Genomic DNA, 21,891 nt, shown 5'->3' on the forward strand with positions numbered 1-21,891 from the left:
GGAGATTTAGAGGGGGCTGATAAATTTATAGAATTGATTAACAGTATAAAAAATATAGCCATCCTTGGCTCAACAGGAAGTGTAGGTACGCAAACTTTAGAAGTGATAGGCGAAAATCCTTCGCTGTTTAAAGCTTACGTACTAACAGCAAATAATAACGCTTTCTTGTTAATTGAACAAACATTAAAGTTTAAACCTGCTTATGCCATTATTTGCGACGAAAGCAAATATGCAGAGGTTAAAAATGCTTTGGCAAATACAAGCACTAAAGTATTAGCCGGTATTAAAGCTATTGCAGATATAGTAACCGATCCGCAGATTGATATCGTTTTAACTGCCATGGTAGGTTTTGCGGGATTGGAGCCGACGATATCGGCTATCACAGCCGGTAAAACCATCGCCTTAGCCAATAAAGAAACCCTGGTTGTTGCCGGCGAATTGATCAACAGTTTGGCCAAAAGGCACAACGTAAAAATACTACCGGTAGATTCTGAACACTCGGCTATATATCAATGTTTGGTTGGCGAGGAGAACAACCCTATTGAAAAAATCATCCTTACAGCCTCTGGTGGACCCTTCCGGGGCAAAACTTCTGATTTCCTGGCTAATGTAACCCGCGAACATGCACTTAAACACCCTAACTGGGTAATGGGTGCTAAGATCACTATTGACTCGGCTACGCTGATGAATAAGGGGCTGGAAGTTATAGAAGCTAAATGGTTGTTTGATTTGGATGCAGAACAGATTGATGTGATCGTGCATCCGCAATCTATTGTACATTCACTGGTTCAATTTGAGGATGGCTCGCTTAAAGCACAGATGGGTTTGCCGGATATGAAACTACCGATTCAATATGCACTGGCATATCCTGATCGCCTAAAAAATAATTTTAAGCGATTTAGTTTTATCGACTATCCTACCCTAACCTTCGAAAAACCTGATCTGGAGACATTTCGTAATTTAGGTTTTGCCTATACCGCCTTAAATAAAGCCGGTAATATGCCATGCATTGTTAATGCAGCAAACGAGGTTGCTGTTGCAGGGTTTTTAGCCGACAGCCTAAGCTTTTTAGCTATGAGTGATGTTATTGAGAATTGTATGCAGCGCATGAATTTTCAAACCCACCCTACGCTTGATGATTATTTGAATACTGACAAAGAAACACGCATATTTGCGCAAAATTTAATAAAACAAATGCCTCATAAGGCATACAACGTAATATAAAGAATGAGTATAGTAATAATGGTTGGCCAGTTGCTACTGGGACTTTCGATTTTGGTGATTTTGCATGAGCTGGGCCACTTTTTAGCTGCAAGAGCGTTTGGTATTAAGGTAGATAAGTTCTACCTGTTTTTTGATGCCTGGGGTTTTAGCCTCTTTAAATTTACATACAAAGATGTTGAATACGGTATAGGCTGGTTACCATTAGGCGGTTACGTAAAAATTGCCGGAATGATAGACGAATCTATGGACACCGAGCAGATGGAAGGCCCGCCGCAGCCATGGGAATTCCGTTCAAAACCGGCCTGGCAGCGTTTAATTGTAATGCTGGGTGGTATTTTTGTAAATGTTGTATTAGGCATCTTTATTTTTTGGATGCTTGCTGCGCGTTTGGGCGAGAATTACGTGCCCAACTCAAGTATCAAATACGGTATTGTGCCGGGAGTTGTAGGCCAGAAAATGGGCCTACAGGCAGGTGATAAAGTGATAGCGGTAAACGGGAAACCTGTTGACCATTTCGAAGACCTGATGACCAAAATGAAGGTGATACTGGATCACACTGTACTTACTGTACAGCGGGGTGATAAAGTAATGGATTTGACTGTACCTGCAAACATTATTAATGACATTGCAGATTATGGCCAGAATGGAATGGAGCAATTCATCAGCCTATTGCCGCGTACTAAGTTTGCTGTAGACTCTGTAGCTAAAAACAGCAGCGCATTCCAGGCTGGGCTGATTCAAGGCGACAGCATAACTGCTATTAATGGCATCCGCATTCAATTCTTTGATCAGTTGCAAACTGCATTGAAAGCTAACATTGATAAACCTGTAACATTAGAAATAAAACGCCACAACGAGGTAAAATCGTTAACCACTACGATCAACAAAACAGGCAAATTGGGTATCATCCCCAAATTTGATTTGCCTAAAGAACTGCACGTTAATTACGGATTGATGGGCTCATTACCGGTGGGTGCCAACAAAGCCTGGGACATGTTCTCGACCAATGTAAAAGCTATTGGCAAAGTATTTAAAGGCGAGGCTAAATTTAACAAAGTAGTTGGCGGGCCGGTTGTTATGGCAACCATGTTTGGTACACATATAGACTGGATACGTTTTTGGTCGATGGTAGGCTTTTTATCAATGGCGCTGGCCTTTACCAATTTATTACCCATACCCGCGCTTGACGGTGGCCATGCTGTATTTCTGGTGATTGAAATGATAAAAGGCAAACCGCTGAGTGATAAATTCCTGGAGCGTGCGCAGATTGTTGGATTTGTATTGATTATAACCCTGATGGTGTTTGTGTTCGGAAACGATATTATGAGACAGATAATGAAACACAAACCGTAATTGATACTAGAAAAATAACCTAAATATAAATAAAGAAGCCGCTCGGGATATCCGGAGCGGCTTCTTTATTTATTAATGTTTATATAGTTAAACTGTAGGGTCTATCGCAGGTGTTTCGTCGAGTTCATCAGTGTTTAGAAATGCCAAAGGTCTATTCTTTCTAATGCAAGCAGCTATGATTAGGTTGATAATAGCATAAAACAATAAACTAAAACCAAAGCCGGTAGCTTCATTTTTAAAAGTTGGTGCCATTTTAGCCTTAAATTCACCATTTTCAAAGATCTTGGTAGTTTGATCAATTTTGTCCTGATCCATTCCCATTTTAGCCAAACGTTGAGACATTACAGCCTCTGTGGCATCGTTGATCTTGGTAGGCATATCCGGATCGACGAACTTAAACAGCACAAAGCCGTAAACAATCGTTAAAATTATAATGAGTAAAGACATCGTCATTAACCCTCTAAATGCTTCGCCAAAGCTCCAGTAGCCACCCAATGCTTTCCTAATCTCCATACCAAACACCACAAGCAACGCTATACCTATGGCACTGTTTAGCAATTGTATCCACAAATTAGTAAATGCCATCAGCGGATCAATAATTCTGAAGACAACCATTAAAACTATTGAAATTATACCTATTAAAAGCCCGTACCTAAGGCCTAATTTGCCGATGGTAGCTTTACTCTGAATGTCATTCATGATTGGATCTATTTAGGTTAAACAAATGATTCTAGTATACTGTATACCGCCATATCAAACGCTGTATCAACCGCACTATCTGCTACAATACTTTTTTCGTCGGTAGTTGGCTGCGGGTTCTGGAAAAAGCACATCATGGGATAAAACAACTCTTTAAGCTCTGAGTCTTCCGGTAACTTATCTGCAACCGCGGCAATTTCGTTTACCGGGCTTTCCATCAATATCTGGTGTGCAATCACTGGTTCATAAATGCGGTATTCATCCTGGAACTCATCTTCATCAACCAACAAAAATTCCTTCAGGTAATCTTCCAACTCAGGTTCGATCTCTTCATCTTCGCACTCATTCAGATAAAGCAGCAGGTTTAATAATTCTGTGCCTCTATCCAGCGTTTGTTCTTCAATATCTTCCCACTCGGGGCTATCCAGGTAATCCTCTTCTAATTTCTTAACGTCAGCGCTAAAGAAGTTGATCATCAGCAGATCGAAAAACACTTCGCGCAAAACTTCCAGTTCAGGGTGGTTATCAAAAACCGCGTCAAGCGCGTCAATCTTGGTTAAAAAGTCGTCGTCTAAACCAAATACAGATTTAAACTCGCCTTCTGTTTTTGCAGCATCGCTGTCGCTATATTTTGAAAAAGACTGCAGCGCTGCGCCTAATGCTCTTTCTATTTTAGGATCGATCATTTTGTATTTGATTTATATACTTGATTATTGTTACAGGTTAACATAATTTCCCCTTGCAGATTTTGATCTATATAAGGCGAATTACTTGATTTAGACAGGTTATTTGTTTTATTGAAATTCCATTCTGCATTGCTATCAAAAACCACCAGGTTAGCTTTTTGGCCAACCGCTATAGCAGGCACCTCGACTTCCAATATGATTCTGGGATTAATTGCCAGCTTTGCAACGATTAATGCGGTATCCAATCCGGCACTAACAGCCAACGAAAATGCGGTTTGAAAACCGATGATACCAAATTCAGCCACTTCAAACTCCACGTCTTTAAATTCTATCTCGTGCGGGGTATGTTGCGATACTATAGCATCTATAGTATCGTCTTTTAAGCCATTTAAAAGCGCATCAACATCTGTGCGGGTACGTAGTGGTGGTTTTACTTTATATTGGCTATCAAAGCCTGCCAGGGCCTCATCGGTTAATGTCAGATGATGGGCGGCCACGTCGCAGGTTACCTTCAAGCCTTTCTTCTTGGCTTCCCGGATCAGTTCTACAGATCGAACGGTTGATATGGTACTAAAATGGATCTTTGAATCAGTATACTCGGCCAGGTAAAGGTCGCGGGCAATCATTAACTCTTCTGCTAAAGACGGAATGCCTTTCATGCCCAGCAGCGTGCTCATTTCGCCTTCATTAACTTTAGCCTTACCGGCGATGGCTGTATCCTCAGGATAAGAAAACACTACAGCTTCAAAGCCTTTGGTATATAGCAGTGCACGTTCCATCAAACCGGCATCCTGCACCGGGCGGTTGCCATCTGTAAAGGCTTTTGCGCCACTTTGGTACATATCGTACATTTCGGCCAGATCTTTACCCTCCCGTTTATGTGATAGCGTGCCCAACGGGTAAACATCCACCAAGTTATTTTTAGCTCGGTTAAACAGGTATTCAACTTCGGCTTTTGAGTGCACCGGCGGTTGCGAATTAGGCATTAAAGCTATGCCGGTGAAACCACCTGCAGCTGCAGCGGCTGTCCCTGTTTTTAGATCTTCTTTAGTTTCCAGTCCCAGTTCGCCGATATTGCAGTTCAAATCAAAAAAACCCGGCGAAACTTGTTTACCTCTTGCATCGAAAACTTCGACATCGGTTTTAATGTCTTTAGCAATTTCTGTGATGGTACCGTTTGTTATTAAAATATCAGCAACTTGTTTGTTAAACGGTGAGTTAGGGTCAACAATAGTAGCGGATTTGATAAGCAAATTCATTTGTGCTGCTTTATGTGTGGATTGAGGTCGATCTCTCTTGCTGCAAAATCTGTTTATCAGCCCCGCTTTTGATAGTTATATAGCGGGTAAGCAGTATTTCGATAGCGAGAAAAATCAATGCCAAAATTATACAAAGTTTCCATAATTGCACACCAAAATCTGCTTGAGCCACGATATCTTTTACTGTACCGCGGGTTGGCCCTATCACACTCCCTCTATCACCCAATATTTTATCCAGTTCATGTGCGGTATAATAACTTAAATCCGACTCGCTTCTGTTATCATTAAATGCCATTATAGAAGCCGTGCTATCCTGCTTTTTTAAATCATAGAGACCAGTTTCCTGCAATTGGTCTGACACATAAAGCAGCGTACTTCCCTCCTGTTGTTTTACATCAGGAATAATGCTTTGTTTACCTTTTACCAATTTCAGCAGCTGTTTGTCTGACGATTGAACAGGCGGCGCCTCTATAGTCTCATCATGTCCCAATGTATAAAACAAAGGCTGGTCGTGGCCACTTAATAAAGCAATCCTGAACATTATCGGCACAAATAAAGCATGGCGCGGCAAATTGCTAAAATCTTCGCTTAGCGGAACCGCAGATACATATACTTTTCCTTTACTACTGCGATAGCCGGCCCAGAACTTTCCGCCACCCTGCAGTTGCATAATACTTTCATCGCTGCCTGAAGTAGTACTTAATTGATAATACTGCTTTACAATCGGCAGATCTGGGTTTTGAGGAAAATCCTCGAATATATTTTTAAATACAGGATTCTGTAAATTAAGCGATGATACTTTTATATTTTCTGTAAGTAATTTTTCAGGATACCCTGCGCCCATCTGTTGTAGAAAAGACTTGTAACTAGTCAAATCGGCATCAACTGCGGGGAATACAACCAGTGTGCCGCCTTTGTTAACATATACTTTTAGCTGTTGCGATAATCCGGTAGATATTGTTTTAATGTCGCCCAAAACAATTAATGGGTAAGTACTCAGCCCCGCATAATCGACATTACCATCAGTTGTACGGGTGGCGCTAAAGAATTGATCAGTGCCAAAAAGTGCTTTTAAATAGGGATTAGCGGTGCCACCATCAATCAATAGTACTTGCATTTGCTGCTTCACATTGAAGCTGAAATAAAACTGATTATCGAAAGTAACCGGGTTGTCTTGCAAACTAATCTCGCCACGTTGCCAACCAGGTTTAAGACCGGAGAAATTCAGCGTATCATTCTGTACTGCACGCGCGCTGATGGTAAAGCCGCCTAAAGCTTTTTGTTCGCCATTGATAGCCAGTTTAAGCGGAATTTTAGTAGAGTTTTCATTCGCATAATTATGCAGTCTCACCACCAGTTTTTCAACTTCGCCGGGGCGATGAATGGCGCTTAACAACCAAACCGAATCGACTGCTACATTGGCGGGTGTGTTGGCGCTTAATTGCACCAGACTTATATGCACCCCTGTATCAACTTTTAAAGGTTGCCCATTTGAAATGTTTTTTTGGAAATCGGATATAATATCAATAGACCGGCTGGCGCCAGGTTGCATATTCAACAGGTTTTGCTGGCGATCTATAATCTGTTGTAAACTTCTACTCCGCGGACTGATCTGCACCGCATCCACCGCATCATTAAACTCCTCACGACTTAATAAACGTTGATGTTTGCCCTCAAAGTCCTGGGTCAATAACTGGAACTTATCATTCATTGAATAAGCGGATGCAATCTCTTTAGCGTGGCGTTTACCCTCGTCTAATAAAGAGCCCTCGCGGTTTAGGGTTTGCATAGAATATGAGTTATCTACAAAAATACTCACTATACGTTGCGCGCCGGCGTTAGCATTATTATGATTGGATAGGTACGGACGCGCAAAGGCCAAAACAAGAAAAGTTAACGCCAATAAACGTGAAACAAGTATCAATCGCTCTTTTAGGTTACGACGCGATGATTGCTGCTCCTGGATTTCTTTCAGGAATTGTACATTGCTAAAATAGACCCTTTGATAGCGCCTGAAATTGAACAAATGAACCAGGACCGGTATAGCCAGCGATACTAATGCAAATAAAAAAGCCGGATATAAAAAATGCATTATTTAGTTCGATAGGTGCTTTATACAAATGTGCGAAATTCGGGCTAACAATCGCCATACATTTTAGCAATGATTTCCAATGCAACACGCATCTCTAACGCTAGGTATGCTAAGAACGGTTTAGTTGCTGTCGTCATCACTTTCGCTATGGTGACGGCGATGGTGTTTCTTTTTCTTTTTATGAACGACTTCTTCCTTGTGATGATGTTTCTTAGCGCTCTTTTTGGTTTCCGATTTTTTATTTTCTGTCGATTTCTTTTCAACGGGTTGAGTTACCCGGGTAACTGTTTGTTTGTCTTTAACCGAAGTTGAATCTTTACTTAGCTGTTTAACATTAAAGTTATTGTTACTAAGTGTATATTCAAACTTACGCTCGGCACCGGTTTTTTTGGCTGATGCACCACTCCCTTCGTAAATTGGGAAGTCTCGCATCAATTTACCTTCTGTAATATAAAAATTATCATTACCACGATAACCTTTGCGTTGTGAGCTGGTTAGTTTAGGGAAATCAAGTTTCTGAACTTTCTTCTCGTAAAACTCGTAGGCATACATGGTGGTAAAGTTGATAGTATCCTTACGCTTGGCCTGGATCAATATTTCGGGATGTCCGTCTATATCCATATCAGAGTTGTAGGCATCAACAATTTGACCGTTAATATCGGCAGTGGTAGTGGTATAAGTTTTGGTAACAGAATCTGAATGCAGGATCAAAAGCGAGCTGGTATCTGCTCCACCGCGCCCCCAACTTAAAACATCATAATAATTACCCGGCGATACTTCGATCAGTTTATGAAACTTAAACGGCTCCATCAAAGTGGGTGTCTTAGGCGTGTAATTAACCGGAGCCTTTTTCTCTTCGTGTGTGCAGCTGACAATCAGCGCACATCCCATCAACATAAAAATATAAGACCTGAAACTCATAATTATTTTAGTTAAACAATAGGTCAGAACCTAATTCGCCGGTAGGTTTACCCGGCAGGGTAATAAATACTTTTAGCCCGCCGGTTATACCTACATTGAAATATTTTAAGGTAAATTTATGATAGCCTTTTTGTAAAGCTATGGCGCCGTTTTTAGCACTTATAGGGTGTTTGCCATCGTTATCAACTACCAGTTGATTATCGATTAATAAAGTCGACCCATCATCAGACGAAGTCGAAAATCCATAAACACCATCACTATCAATACGCACATAACCGTTATATATTATGGCAAAACCTGTGACTTTTCTAAACTGATTGATATTGAAGCTCTTAGCAATCAGTGAATCTGCGCCATCTGCAGATAACTTAAAGTCGTTAGTGCTGGCATATTCGCCCGGGATCAATTCGTAACGTAAACCCGGCGTTGTCCCCGAGAACGGTACTGCCGGCAGCGGTGCTTTGTTATAAATGGTCATTTTGGTAACAACACTACGTTTGCCGGTTGGCGTAATTACAATAGTTTGCAGCTCACGATATTGGTCGATAGGAACATTATAAGTCTTCGGCAATGTATATTCAATATCTGTTTCGCGTGGCGTATAACCATCAATGGTATAATAAACCTTAGCGCCGGTTACAGGCGATTTTAGACTAACGGTCATGGTGCTGCCAAATCCAACCGAATCTTTAGCGCCGATGGCTGTAGGCACACGGTAATCAAAGCCATTTTTATCTAACCAGGCCAAATGATTAGGCAAACGGTTTTCAGAAAAATCTTTAAAGTTTTTGTTAGCCAGCGATGTCCAGGCTACCTCTGACACGGCAAACATACGCGGCAGCAACATGTATTCAACTTTATTTTCGGTAGGGATATATTCTGTCCACAAATTACCTTGCACACCCAGGATATGCTTTTTTTGGTCGGCATTTAACTCTTCAGGTGTTGGGTCGTAACGATAGGTTTTGTCTAAGGGTGCGAAGCCGCCAATGCCGACTGGCTCTGTTCCCAGTTTGCCTTGCGCGGCATCCAGATATAAGCCACCGCTACCAGGGGTCATAATTACGTTGTGATTTTGTTTAGCTGCTTCGATACCGCCCTGCTCGCCTCTCCAGCTCATTACGGTGGCATTGGGCGCAAGGCCACCCTCCAATATCTCATCCCAGCCAATAATGCTGCGACCTTTTGAATTGACAAATTTTTCTATGCGTTGAATAAAATAGCTTTGCAAGCCATGCTCATCTTTCAATTTCAACCTCTTGATTAGCTTTTGACAAAATTCTGATTGTTTCCAAACATCTTTAGGGGCTTCATCGCCACCAATGTGAATGTATTTGCTCGGGAAAAGATCCATAACCTCAGTCAGTACATCTTCCAGGAAGCCAAATGTTTTATCTGAGGGACAATACACGTCCCTGAAAACGCCCCAGGTTCCTTGTACCTGATAGCCCGAAGTAGGTTCGCAACCCAGTTCAGGATATGAAGCTAAAGCAGCCATAGCGTGGCCCGGCATTTCAATTTCAGGTATAATGGTTATGTATCTATCAGCGGCATATTTAATTACATCGCGGATCTCATCCTGAGTATAATAGCCATCAACCGGGGTATCATCATATTGCTGTGGTGTACGATCATGATAGTTGCCAATAACGGTAGCAGGGCGATGACTGCCGATCTCTGTTAATTTGGGATATTTCTTAATCTCTATTCGCCAGCCCTGATCATCAGTTAAATGCCAATGGAAGGTATTGAACTTATAAGCAGCCATCAGGTCAATGTATTTCTTAACAAAAGTCGCGTTAAAGAAATGGCGGCAAACGTCCAGCATCAAACCGCGGTAACCAAAACGAGGATAATCTTCTATTTGAACACACGGCAATTTCGCTGTGGCGCCTCTGTCAGCAGGGATCAATTGGATTAAAGTTTGTATCCCGTAAAACAACCCTGCGCCTTTACCCGCAATAGTAATATTTGTTGGGGTAATGGTTAACCGATAACCTTCGGCAGGCAGGCCATCTGTGCCTGCGCTGGTTAGTACCAAGCTATTAGCCACAGTTGCCCCACTGTTTTGTTTAACAGCGATGTGTAACATGGCACTGTTTTTTAAATAATCGGCTAAAAATACTACTGCTTTATTATCTACCGAATCGGCCAACAGAGTGGTTTCCTGACTTAACACAAAAGTACCCGTTGATTTTTTGACAGATACCGGGGCCGGAATGATTCCGAGATTTGGATTAAGGTCCTGAGCTTGTATCGCGACAGCAAATCCAACAACAGCAACCAGCAACAGAATTAGTTTTTTATACATAATTATAGTTTGACCAATAATTTAAAGGTGGTGAAGTTAGCAGATTTTGAAAATAAATTGCAGTGTATCTTGTAAAAAATATGCCACAAAAAAGGGCTGCCTGTATAGACAACCCTTTATATTTTCGGTTAGGCAATTATTATGCAGTAACCACGTGCTCTTTAGCAGCAAGGTAACGTTCGGCATCAATGGCGGCCATACAGCCGGTGCCGGCAGCGGTAACCGCCTGGCGGTAAATATGATCCTGCGCATCGCCACAGCAAAATACACCTTCAATGTTAGTTTGAGTAGATCCCGGTTTGGTTTTGATATAGCCGGTTTCGTCCATATCTATCCAACCTTTAAATATGTCTGTGTTGGGTGAGTGACCAATTGCTACGAAGAAACCGGTAACGTCCAGTTTCCTGTCTTCGCCGGTTTTATTGTTAGTTACCAGTACGCCGTTCACACTTTGGCCATCGCCTAAGATCTCTTTTGTTTCGGTACTGTATAACACCTCGATGTTAGGTGTATTCAACACACGGTGCATCATTGCTTTAGACGCGCGGAACTCTTCGCGACGCACAATCATATAAACCTTGTTAGTTAGCTTAGCCAGGTAAGTTGCTTCTTCAGCAGCGGTATCACCGGCACCTACTATGGCAACGTCCTGACCTTTAAAGAAGAAACCGTCGCAAACGGCGCAGGCAGATACACCAAAACCGCTGTATTTTTGCTCAGACTCCAGCCCTAACCATTTAGCAGATGCACCGGTTGATATGATCACCGTGTCGGCCAGTATGGTTTTACTTTCATCAACCACTACTTTGTGTGGCAGACTCGAAAAGTCAACAGAGCTTACGTAACCAAAACGGATATCAGTACCCAGCCTTTCAGCTTGCTGACGAAAATCTTCCATCATTTCAGGGCCCATGATACCTTCCGGGTAACCCGGGAAGTTCTCAACATCAGTAGTTTGGGTAAGCTGACCGCCTGCCAGCATACCTGTGTACATCACAGGTTTCAAATCGGCACGCGATGCGTATATGGCCGCGGTATATCCGGCAGGACCTGAACCAATGATCAGGCATTTAACGTGTTCTAAGTTTTCAGACATCGAATTAAAAATGAAGCACAAAAATAAGATATAAAACGATGGGCGGCAATAGGTATTAGTCAACATACTGCCATTAGATTTTAACATTTCGATGTTCCGTTTGAAAGATGGGGCATATTGCCAATTTAGTGCGGATATGATAACTTGTGCCACACAATGAAGAATATTTTAGCCATATCCGGAAGCCTGCGCCAAGGCTCGTCAAATCATGCCATCTTAAGCTATTTGAGTTCCATTACACCTGATGATACCAATTACACAATTTATGACGACATGGCAAATATCCCGGCCTTCGACCCCGGCTTAGATACTGATAGCCCGCCTGCTTCTGTAGCCACCTTGCGTCGATTATTAAGCAATACAGACGGGGTAATTATTTGCACCCCTGAGTATGCTTTTGGTGTGCCCGGCTCGTTAAAGAACATGCTGGACTGGCTGGTATCAAGCAGTACTTTGGTTGATAAACCTGTTGCTTTAATTACTGCTTCGTTAGGTGGCGAGTATGCGCATGCCTCGCTCCTGCTTACTTTGGGGGTTTTGACTGCCAAACTTTCTGACGAAACCAATTTGTTGATTCAATTTGTCAGATCCAGGATTGCTACAGACGGCACCATTACCGACATGGGCACGATTGAGCGATTAAAGGATTTGTCGAGGATTTTTGTAGCTAATATTGGTTGATTTTTTTTGACTAAACTTGCTTAACAAGGCTTCAGGCAGCTTTCTATTGTAAAATATTAGTTAAACAAAACCAAATAAGGTTTTAAATTATGTAAATTAGACTTACATAAACCTTTCAACATGAGCCACCTACCTTCATCTATCCATTCATACCTGCGCTATTTTTTAACAGTGTTTAGTTTACTGAGTGTAAACTGTGCGTTTGCACAAATTATCCCTGGTACTGTCACTAATAATGCTAAACCTGTGGACGGCGCTATAATTACCAATCTGCATTCAAAGCGTATGTCTATGAGTGGTGCTAGCGGTAATTTTATCATGCCGGTGAAGAAAGGCGATACTCTTTTAACAGATTATGAAGGATTTAAAACAGATACTGTTATCTATAAAGATCAAAATGAGTTATTGATTGCGCTTAAACCTTTACCAACTTTACTGGACGAGGTGACGATTTGGGAACGTTCGATGAGTCCATTGGATAAGTTTCAGGAGAAACAGGACGAATACTACCAAATTTATCGCATTGGCGATAAAAGTAATTGGATGGCGTTGAGCCTGAGTCTGATGATGAACCCATTTTCTAATCATTTTAGTAAAGAGATAAAAAATGCGCGCCATCTGCAAAAAACCTTGCTCAGAGATTATCACGATGACATTATCGATACTCGCTTTACTAAAGGGCTGGTAGCTAAAATAACCGGGTATGAAGGAAAGCAGCTTGAAAATTTCATGATAGACAATCGCCCGAGCTTTGAATTCATCGAACACGCGTCAGATTACGACGTGATGGAATATATCATTAAAGCCAAAAAAGGCGAAACTACGCACGACAACGTCGCTGTGAATAAAAACGATAAATAGGTTTGGAGGTAAGCAAATAGCTTACCCTCTACTGACAATTTGACAAAACTTCTCCTTTGGAACGCTCATTGATGTGCAGGGTTATCAAATAAATTAATCCAAAAATCAATTATAAAATTATGCAAGAAAAAGGAACCATTTCGATTCACACCGAAAACATTTTTCCGATAATTAAAAAATTCCTGTACTCTGATACCGAGATATTTTTGCGCGAGCTGGTATCAAACGCTATCGATGCTACTCAAAAAATAAAACGACTGGCATCGCTTGGCCAGTATAACGGCGATTTAGGCGACTTGCGCGTAGAAGTTGCTTTCGACGAGGAAAAGAAAACCATTACCATCTCTGACAACGGTTTAGGTATGACTGCCAATGAGATCAAGAAATACATTAACCAGATAGCATTCTCTGGCGCTACCGAGTTTATGGAGAAATTCAAAGAAGCTAAAGATGCCAATGAGATCATTGGTCGCTTTGGCTTGGGCTTCTACTCTGCTTTTATGGTGGCCGATAGGGTTGAAATTGAAACTTTATCTTATCAGGAAGGTGCAGAACCAGCACACTGGACCTGCGATGGCAGCACCGAGTTTGAAATAAGCGAAGGCAGCTTAGCCGAGCGTGGTACAGAGATTACCCTGCATATTAACAGCGAGTCTGAAGAGTTTTTAAGCAAAAACCGCTTACAGGAAATTCTGGACAAATATTGTCGCTTTCTGCCGGTGCCAATTAAATTTGGTACTAAAACAGAATCTGTTGAGGATGGCGTTGACGAAGAAGGTAAATCAAAATACATTTCGGTAGAGCTTGATAACATTATCAATGATACCAACCCTATCTGGACAAAGGCACCAGCTGAGTTAAAAGATGAAGATTACCTGGCTTTCTACAAAGAGTTATATCCGTTTAGCGAAGATCCGTTGTTCTGGATCCACCTTAATGTTGATTATCCTTTTAACTTAACAGGTGTGCTGTATTTCCCGAAGCTAAAAAAGGACTTCGAGATACAACGCAACAAGATCAAATTATTCTCCCGCCAGGTATTTATTACCGACGAGGTTAAGGATATCGTTCCGGAGTTCCTGATGCTGTTACACGGTATTATAGACTCACCTGATATTCCACTTAACGTATCCAGGAGCTTCTTACAGGCCGATAGTAATGTAAAGAAAATTAATAGCTATATCACCAAAAAAGTGGCTGACAAGCTAGCTGAGCTATTTAAAAGCGACCGTAAAGCTTACGAAGATAAATGGACCGATATTGGCCTGTTTGTGAAATACGGTATGGTGAGCGAAGACAAGTTTTATGATAAAGCTAAAGACTTTGTTTTGTTGACTAACACCGCTAAAGAGAATTTTACTTTAACTGAATACAAGGACAAGGTTGAAGGCGTGCAAACTGATAAAGACGGACAACTGGTTTACATCTATACCAACGATCCTTCAAAACAAGATTCATTTATCCAATCAGCCAACAGAAAAGGTTATGATGTGTTGTTAATGGACTCTCCTATTGATACGCACTTTGTTAGTCACCTGGAACAAAAGCTTGAAAAAACATCATTGAAACGTGTTGACGCTGATGTCGCTGATAAGCTGATCAAAAAGGATGACGCTCCGGAAACTGTATTGACAGCCGATCAAATTGAAAAGGTAAAGGCTATTTTTGATAAATCTATCAATCGCCCTGCTTACAAGGTTGAAGTGGAAAGCCTACACCCGGAAGAGTTACCCGTAACAGTTACGATGGACGAGTTTATGCGCCGTATGAAAGATATGGCAGCCATGGGCGGCGGTATGGGTTTTTATGGCAGCATGCCAGATAACTATAAAGTAGTAGTTAACGGTAACCACAAACTGGTAAGCCGCATTTTGCAGGACGAAAGCGAAGAGTTACAATCACAATTGGCTAAACAAGCCTTTGATTTGGCGCTGCTTTCGCAAGGTTTATTAACCGGTGCAGATTTAACCGAGTTTGTAAATCGCAGTGTGAATTTGATATAACACCGATCTTAAATCCTCTCCAGTAGAGAGGGCTTTAAAACAAAAACGCCGCTTGCTTAATTGTCAGCGGCGTTTTTGTTTTAAGTCAACCTCCGATAGAAAGTTTATGACCTATAAGTCAGCGATTCTTACATTGCGATTACTTAATTTTATACAAAGTAGCGAAACTCATTCGTTATAAACCTGTTAACCTTTAAATACCTCGTTATGAAAAACTTAAAATTGTTTTGCGTCACACTTATTTGCGCCGTCGGATTAAGTCCTGCTTTTGCGCAAAAACCAACAAAAGCCGAAAAGAAAGCTGCAAAAATTGCAGAGATAACGCGATTGATTAACTCGGGCAGTTATGTTTTTAAAGCCGATTATGTAATACCAAACGGCATACCTTCGCGCAATTTAACCAGCGATTATGATGTAACTGTTACGCCGAATAAACTGGAGGTATGGCTACCGTTTTTTGGCAGAGCCTATGCCCCACCGCGCGACCCTACGGATGGCGGTATCAAACTAACCACCGCTAATTTCACCAATAAAGTAGTTAACAAGAAAAACACCTGGGAAATAACCCTGACTCCAAAAGAACAAAATCCGCCGGGTGTAAAAGATGTACGTTATTTACAACTGTCTGTTGGATCAGACGGCTATGCTTCACTAAGAGTAACCTCGCTTAACAAAGAGCCTATATCATTCAACGGGCATGTAGAAGCAATAGAAGTAAAGAAAAGCTAAACAAGCCTTCGCTAATTTATAACGCGGGTTTACTCATGCAGTAAGCCCGCGTTGTCTTTTAGGGCCACGCCGGATAGTTTTCTGCTAAACGCTTCTTGAATTAAATAGAAGATTTTTTTGGAAGCTTGCTTATAATTAAGCCCGTCAGGGCGGATGTTGGATACGCAGTTGCGCGATTCGTCAGTTAATCCGGGTTTAGGCTGATAAGTTAAATAGGCCCCGATACTATCGGTAGAGCTTAATCCGGGGCGTTCGCCAATTAATATTAAAGATAGTTTGGCATTCATTGCCGCTGCAATCTCGTCAGCGATAGCTACCCTGCCCTCTTCAACCAATACAATGTCTGCCAGTTTAAAATCGACCGATTGAAACAGGGGAATCAATGCTTTCAATAATCCAATAACGTTAGTGTTTATGGCGGCAGCCGATAGGCCATCAGCTATGATAATCGATATATCTGTAGGCTGATGATATTCTTTCAATTGCTCGACTGATTTTTCATCAAGCTTTCTACCCAGATCTGGCCTTTGCAAATATTGTTCACGGTAGCCGGCCTGGCTATGCAGATGGATTACCGGCAAGTCAAACTGCTTTAAATCGGCTATTAATCCATCGACGTTTAAAGACGAATAAACTGCATCGCGGGCATGTGCGTGGGCCAGCTTAAATTCCAGCGATTGCTTTAAGGGAATGCTGGTACCTGCACGGCCAATAGCTATCCGCGCTGCGGTAAATTCCTGCAGAGCTATCAACGGATCGGAAGATTTGATCACCTTTTTCATGGCATGCCCCTGTTTAACAGTCCGTGTCCATCTGCTACAGAAAGCAGGTTTCCCTGATCGTCGGTTATCCCCTGTTTGATTAGCCAACTTTCAAATTCGGGTGCCGGACGCAGTCCTAGAACTTTCCGCAAATATAAAGCATCATGGAACGAAGTGGATTGATAGTTTAGCATAATATCGTCCGATCCCGGAATCCCCATCACAAAATTGCAACCTGCCACACCCAGCAGCGTCAATAAATTATCCATATCATCCTGATCGGCCTCGGCATGGTTGGTATAACAAACATCAACCCCCATAGGCAAGCCCAGCAGCTTGCCACAAAAATGATCTTCGAGCGCCGCGCGAATGATCTGCTTGCCGTCATACAAATATTCGGGGCCAATGAAGCCAACCACGGTATTTACTAAAAAGGGTTTGTACCTGCGCGCCACGGCGTAGGCACGGGCCTCGCAAGTTTGCTGATCGACACCAAAGTGCGCATTTGCCGAAAGCGAACTGCCCTGCCCCGTCTCAAAATACATGACATTATTGCCAACAGTACCACGATTTAAAGATAGCGTAGCCTGATAAGCCTCGTCCAGCAAAGCCAAATCAATACCAAAGCTTGAATTTGTTTTTTCTGTACCGGCTATAGACTGGAAGCAAAGATCAACAGGCGCATTTTCATTAATCAATTGCAGCGTTGTGGTGATATGGCTTAACACGCACGATTGTGTCGGGATATCAAATTGCTGGCGAATATTATCGATCAACTGCAATAAATTAGCCACGGCAGCCGGGCTATCCGTCGCTGGATTAATACCGATAACGGCATCGCCACTGCCTAATAACAATCCGTCGATAATGCTGGCAGCAACGCCTTTTGGGTCATCCGTTGGGTGATTAGGCTGCAATCGGGTGGAAAAATGTCCCTTTAGGCCAATGGTGTTTCTGAACTTAGTTACTGCCTCACATTTTTTTGCTATCGCGATCAAATCCTGGTTGCGCATTAGTTTTGATACCGCGGCAGCCATTTCCGGTGTGATACCGGCATTGATCTGTTGCATAGTATTGCAGGTAGTATGATCGCTCAATAACCAGTCGCAAAAATCGCCAACGGTTAAATGGCTAATGGGCTCAAAAGCTACAGGATCGTGCGTATCGATGATTAGGCGAGTTATCTCATCCTGTTCATAAGGAATTATAGCTTCGTTTAAAAAATTCTTTAAAGGCACATCAGCCAAAGTTATCTGTGCGGCAACGCGTTCTTCATAACTCGACGCACAGATACCAGCCAGCTCGTCGCCCGATCGATATGGCGAAGCTTTGGCCAAAAGCATCTTCAGATTTTCAAATCTGTAAACTTTGCCTTTTAAGGTGTGCCGGTACATTAGTTGATAGTTGAAATTGCTTCGGCCTGCATCAGCAATACATCATCGGTGATCCGTGTTTTATGCTTACCCAGCAGCATAAAGATAACAACAATTATAGCCAGCAATGCGAAGAATATCACACTTACCATAAGGTTAAAATATATTATGGCGAGTAAACATATTGTGGAGATTAGCAAGGCTATTGCTGGGAAGGCCGGATAAAACGGCGCTATAAATGGACGCTCCAGGTCTGGTTCTTTTTTTCGCAATATAAACAGGCTGGTCATGCTGAACATGTACATTACTACCGCGCCTAACACGGATAAAATAATGATCTGCGCTGTGGTACCTATGTAGATCGCAACAAAGCTGATCAATCCACCCACAATAACCGACCAATGCGGCGTTTTGAAACGATGATTAATTTGGGCTAAGCCCCTTGGTAAATATCCGCTGCGTGCCATGGCAAACACCTGCCTTGATGATGCCAGTATGGTACCATGTAATGAGGCTATCAGTCCGAATAAGCCTATGCTGGCAAAGATCTTAGTTAAACCGCTGCCCTTGCCCAGCACTATGCCGATGGCTTCGGGTAAAGGGTAATCCAGACTGCTTAATAATTTCCAGTTAGTAATACCGCCGGTGATGATCATTACACTTAAAGCTAACAGTACTAAAGTTATTATTGTTGCGATGTATCCTTTGGGGATATTTCTCTTGGGGTCTTTAACTTCTTCTACCACCATCGCCATACCTTCTATTGCCAAATAAAACCAAACGGCAAATGGTAAGGCGGCAAATACACCGCTCCAGCCAAAGGGCATTGGGTTAGTCAAATAATTAACCATCTTAAAATGCGGACCGACGATACCTAGATATAACAACAACTCAGCCACAGCCAGCAAAGTAATAAACACAGAAAAAGCCGCCGACTCCTTCACGCCAGAAATATTCAATATCATAAACGCCGTGTTAAACAACATAGCCGATTGCATTACAGGTATTGGAGGATATAGAAAATGTAAATAAGCACCCAGCGAGACTGCAATAGCAGGCGTAGCAAGCAGGAAATCAATCAAAGTAGCATAACCGGCTATCAAGCCGCCAAAGGGCCCCATCGCTCTATAGGCATAGGCAAATGCGCCGCCGGCATGTGGTATTGCAGCGGTTAGTTCTGTATAGCTGAATATGAAAGTGATGTACATTACGGTTACCAGCAATGTGGCAATGAGTAAGCCGATAGTACCCGCGACACCCCAGCCTAGGTTCCAACCAAAGTACTCGCCCGATATAACCAGGCCAACACCAATGGCCCATAAATGTATGGGCTTTAAAACCCGCTTAAGTTGTTCTGTACCGATTGTTGACATGCGACCGTTGTTTAACCAGTTATTACAGGCTTAAAGTACTGAAAAACCGGCGCAAATCAAAACGGTAAAACTAGTCGCGCAGAAATGGATTGAAATTACGGGTGCCTATTGCCATACCCGCGGCGCGACAAACGGTTTTCTCGCCAAATTTAAAGTTAATCTTATCCATGGCCTGGTACAATTTTATGCGCTCCTCGTTATCTTCAAACAAATTGATCTGGTAACTGCCCGGGCTTATGTTACTTAGCTTAACACCGATCAACCGGATTGGCCGATGGCCATTCCAAGCTTTTTTTAGGAGGTTTTTAACGCCGGGGATAAGAATATGCTCGGCAGCAGTTAAAGCTATTTTTTCCTGAACGGTATGCGTCTCAAAATTAGCGTAGCGGATCTTAATAGCCAGGCATGAAGTTACTTTGTTCTCCTTACGCAATTTATAGGCTAATTCTTCAGTCATCGATACTAAAACAGTTTCCAATGTTTTCTTATCAATCACATCTGTTTCAAATGTATTTTCTGTCGATATGGATTTACGGTCGCCATGAGGTACGATCTCACTGTCGTCAATAGCGTTGGCCCGCTCCCAGATATAACGACCGTGCTTGCCGAAAACCGTTTCCAGGAATTTAAGTTCCACGCGCTGCAGGTCGCCAATTTTTTCGATGCCGAATTGATAAAGTTTCTGGCAGGTCTTCTCGCCCAGCATCGGTATTTTACGAATAGACATGGGCGCCATAAATTCTTTTTCCTTGCCGTGTTCAATCATCAACTGTCCGTTTGGTTTAGCCGCGTTGGTAGCCATTTTAGCTACCGTTTTGCAAGATGCCATGCCGAACGATATCGGCAAACCTGTTTCGCGGGTAATACGCGCGCGCAAATCAGTAGCTAATTGGTAACAATTATGGAAGCGATCCATCCCGGTGAGATCGATGTAAAACTCGTCGATGGATGTTTTTTGATAAAGCGGCACACTGTCATGAATGATCTGCGTAACCTCGCGCGATGCCTCGCTATAACGACCGTGGCTGCCTCGAATAACGGTAGCATGCGGGCACAATTTCATGGCTTGTTTCATGGGCATGGCCGAATGGATACCAAACTTACGCGCCTCATAACTGCAGGATGCTACCACGCCTCTATCCGCCGAGCCACCAATCAGAACCGGCTTACCAATCAGACTTGGATCAAATTTCCGCTCAACCGATACAAAAAAGGAATCAAGATCAATATGTACAATCCATCGCTTACTTTCCATAGCACAAAATTAAAATTAATTTGCACAATTGCTAATAATATTAGTAATATTGTTTCCCACTAAAATTTTTGGCAATGAAGGGTTACCTGGATTTCTTTATGTTGCTTTCTCCGCCTGAGCGGGTGAAAGCTATAGTGCGCGAGCATAAACATTATGCCGCCGATGTAATTGGTAGTTATGACAGCGAATATTCCATCGCGCATATCTCTGTAAACAAAATGCAGCGACAGAAAACATTTTTAACCGAACCCGGCATTCGCGAGTTTAGGCAGCGGCTATGTCTTATCCCCCCGGTTACCTTGACCATTGGCGGCTTTGATTACTTTGTGCATGGTAAAGATTATCGAACAATTTATGCGAGGATAGTAAGTTCGCCAGAAACTAGCCATTGGTTCAAGATGCTGAAACAACACCTCAAAATCAAAGAGTTTAATGTGCCTCATATTACCATATGCCGCAATATACCGTTAGCTGATTTTGACAAAATTTGGCCATATTTCAAGCAGCTTGAATGGAAGGAAACCTTTACTGTTAACGCATTGACCGTACTACAGCGAGAATCATTCGTGAGTTTTGCTAAGTGGGAACCCTATACCGAGTTGCCATTTGAAGGCAAGGTTCAGTACAGCATGGCACCGCCAAAGCCGTCGCTTTTAAAACCTTTAAATAGCCATCAAACCAGTTTATTTTAGTTCAGAAAGAATAAAATCGAATAACTTTTTCGCAGATACATCGATGGTTTCCTGATCTGTTTTGAGTATTAGATCTGGGTTTTGAGGCATTTCAAAAATATCATTAACCCCTGTCAGGTTATTTACCCTATCGGGATGATTGAAGGGCAACATGGCACGCCGGTAAAGCTTTTTGGTATCACGTTGCAAGAGTACGTTAAGGCTACATTCGATATAAACCGTTTTTACATCGGAGTAGCGGGCTTTTATTTCATGACGCACATCTTCATAGGGATTAATGGCCGAAATAATGGTTATGATATTATCCAATGAAAGAACAGAAGCAACAGCAGCCAGACGCCTGATATTCTCATTCCGATCGGCCTTGGAGAAACCCAGATTGGCACAGATACTTTTACGGTATATGTCGCCATCAACAACTTCACAAGTTATACCATGCTGCTGCAATAAATGCTGCACCGCAGTTGCGATAGTAGTTTTGCCGCTGCCTGATAATCCGCAAAATTGTAAGATCATATCGCC

At 42.3% G+C, this 21,891-nt stretch carries 19 protein-coding genes; 7 read left to right on the top strand and 12 right to left on the bottom strand.

What is annotated here, in order from left to right:
* Positions 1–33 precede the first annotated feature (33 nt).
* Complete coding sequence (locus HB679_RS04835) at positions 34–1,224, top strand: 1-deoxy-D-xylulose-5-phosphate reductoisomerase (RefSeq protein ID WP_218625286.1); 1,191 nt, start codon at positions 34–36, stop codon at positions 1,222–1,224.
* A 3-nt stretch (positions 1,225–1,227) separates the two neighbouring features.
* On the top strand, positions 1,228–2,577 hold the full coding sequence (gene rseP / locus HB679_RS04840) for an RIP metalloprotease RseP (RefSeq protein WP_214070802.1): 1,350 nt from the start codon (positions 1,228–1,230) through the stop codon (positions 2,575–2,577).
* An 87-nt stretch (positions 2,578–2,664) separates the two neighbouring features.
* Here rseP and HB679_RS04845 read toward each other — a convergent pair whose 3' ends face one another.
* The 7 genes from HB679_RS04845 to trxB form a co-directional block, all read right to left on the bottom strand.
* Positions 2,665–3,276 carry a DUF4199 domain-containing protein gene (locus HB679_RS04845; RefSeq protein WP_214070803.1) on the bottom strand — a complete coding sequence of 204 codons (612 nt, stop codon included), beginning with the start codon at positions 3,274–3,276 and terminating at the stop codon, positions 2,665–2,667.
* A gap of 17 nt (positions 3,277–3,293) precedes the next feature.
* Entirely contained in the window at positions 3,294–3,962 is a 669-nt protein-coding gene (locus HB679_RS04850; protein WP_214070804.1) for a hypothetical protein, read from the bottom strand.
* On the bottom strand, positions 3,959–5,221 hold the full coding sequence (locus tag HB679_RS04855) for a dihydroorotase (RefSeq protein WP_214070805.1): 1,263 nt from the start codon (positions 5,219–5,221) through the stop codon (positions 3,959–3,961). Before HB679_RS04855 ends, HB679_RS04850 begins: the two co-directional genes overlap by 4 nt.
* 10 nt (positions 5,222–5,231) lie before the next feature.
* The gene (locus tag HB679_RS04860) at positions 5,232–7,313 is read right to left on the bottom strand and encodes a BatA domain-containing protein (protein ID WP_214070806.1); all 2,082 of its coding nucleotides are present in this window, start codon (positions 7,311–7,313) and stop codon (positions 5,232–5,234) included.
* Positions 7,314–7,433: 120 nt separating this feature from the next.
* Entirely contained in the window at positions 7,434–8,234 is an 801-nt protein-coding gene (locus HB679_RS04865) for a hypothetical protein (RefSeq protein ID WP_214070807.1), read from the bottom strand.
* A 7-nt stretch (positions 8,235–8,241) separates the two neighbouring features.
* Complete coding sequence (locus HB679_RS04870) at positions 8,242–10,545, bottom strand: family 20 glycosylhydrolase (RefSeq protein WP_214070808.1); 2,304 nt, start codon at positions 10,543–10,545, stop codon at positions 8,242–8,244.
* A 139-nt stretch (positions 10,546–10,684) separates the two neighbouring features.
* On the bottom strand, positions 10,685–11,641 hold the full coding sequence (gene trxB, locus HB679_RS04875) for a thioredoxin-disulfide reductase (RefSeq protein ID WP_214070809.1): 957 nt from the start codon (positions 11,639–11,641) through the stop codon (positions 10,685–10,687).
* A 156-nt stretch (positions 11,642–11,797) separates the two neighbouring features.
* Here trxB and HB679_RS04880 point away from each other — a divergent pair, with 156 nt between their 5' ends.
* The 4 genes from HB679_RS04880 (at position 11,798) to HB679_RS04895 (ending at position 15,915) form a co-directional block, all read left to right on the top strand.
* Positions 11,798–12,322: an NADPH-dependent FMN reductase gene (locus HB679_RS04880; RefSeq protein WP_214070810.1), complete on the top strand. Its 525-nt coding sequence runs from the start codon at positions 11,798–11,800 to the stop codon at positions 12,320–12,322.
* Between the two features lie 120 nt (positions 12,323–12,442).
* Positions 12,443–13,183: a hypothetical protein gene (locus HB679_RS04885; protein ID WP_214070811.1), complete on the top strand. Its 741-nt coding sequence runs from the start codon at positions 12,443–12,445 to the stop codon at positions 13,181–13,183.
* A gap of 119 nt (positions 13,184–13,302) precedes the next feature.
* Positions 13,303–15,186 (top strand): molecular chaperone HtpG, encoded by a 1,884-nt coding sequence (gene htpG / locus HB679_RS04890; RefSeq protein ID WP_214070812.1) that lies wholly within the window; start codon positions 13,303–13,305, stop codon positions 15,184–15,186.
* A gap of 207 nt (positions 15,187–15,393) precedes the next feature.
* Positions 15,394–15,915: a DUF4251 domain-containing protein gene (locus HB679_RS04895; RefSeq protein ID WP_214070813.1), complete on the top strand. Its 522-nt coding sequence runs from the start codon at positions 15,394–15,396 to the stop codon at positions 15,913–15,915.
* Positions 15,916–15,944: 29 nt separating this feature from the next.
* Here HB679_RS04895 and eutC read toward each other — a convergent pair whose 3' ends face one another.
* The 4 genes from eutC to dinB all read right to left on the bottom strand — a co-directional run bounded on the left by eutC (position 15,945) and on the right by dinB (position 20,677).
* Entirely contained in the window at positions 15,945–16,697 is a 753-nt protein-coding gene (gene eutC / locus HB679_RS04900; protein WP_214070814.1) for an ethanolamine ammonia-lyase subunit EutC, read from the bottom strand.
* Complete coding sequence (locus HB679_RS04905) at positions 16,694–18,070, bottom strand: ethanolamine ammonia-lyase subunit EutB (RefSeq protein WP_214070815.1); 1,377 nt, start codon at positions 18,068–18,070, stop codon at positions 16,694–16,696. The genes eutC and HB679_RS04905 overlap by 4 nt, the downstream gene beginning before the upstream one ends.
* Positions 18,070–19,422 (bottom strand): ethanolamine permease, encoded by a 1,353-nt coding sequence (gene eat / locus HB679_RS04910; protein ID WP_214070816.1) that lies wholly within the window; start codon positions 19,420–19,422, stop codon positions 18,070–18,072. The genes HB679_RS04905 and eat overlap by 1 nt, the downstream gene beginning before the upstream one ends.
* A 70-nt stretch (positions 19,423–19,492) precedes the next feature.
* Positions 19,493–20,677 (bottom strand): DNA polymerase IV, encoded by a 1,185-nt coding sequence (dinB, locus tag HB679_RS04915; RefSeq protein WP_214070817.1) that lies wholly within the window; start codon positions 20,675–20,677, stop codon positions 19,493–19,495.
* A 74-nt stretch (positions 20,678–20,751) separates the two neighbouring features.
* Between dinB and HB679_RS04920 the strand changes: the two genes are divergently transcribed.
* Entirely contained in the window at positions 20,752–21,369 is a 618-nt protein-coding gene (locus tag HB679_RS04920) for a 2'-5' RNA ligase family protein (protein ID WP_214070818.1), read from the top strand.
* Here HB679_RS04920 and cysC read toward each other — a convergent pair.
* Positions 21,361–21,885, bottom strand: coding sequence for an adenylyl-sulfate kinase (gene cysC, locus HB679_RS04925; protein WP_214070819.1), 525 nt, complete (start codon positions 21,883–21,885; stop codon positions 21,361–21,363). The genes HB679_RS04920 and cysC overlap by 9 nt on opposite strands.
* Between the last annotated feature and the right edge of the window lie 6 nt (positions 21,886–21,891).

The organism is Mucilaginibacter sp. dw_454 (genome assembly GCF_018449775.1).
GTDB lineage: Bacteria > Bacteroidota > Bacteroidia > Sphingobacteriales > Sphingobacteriaceae > Mucilaginibacter.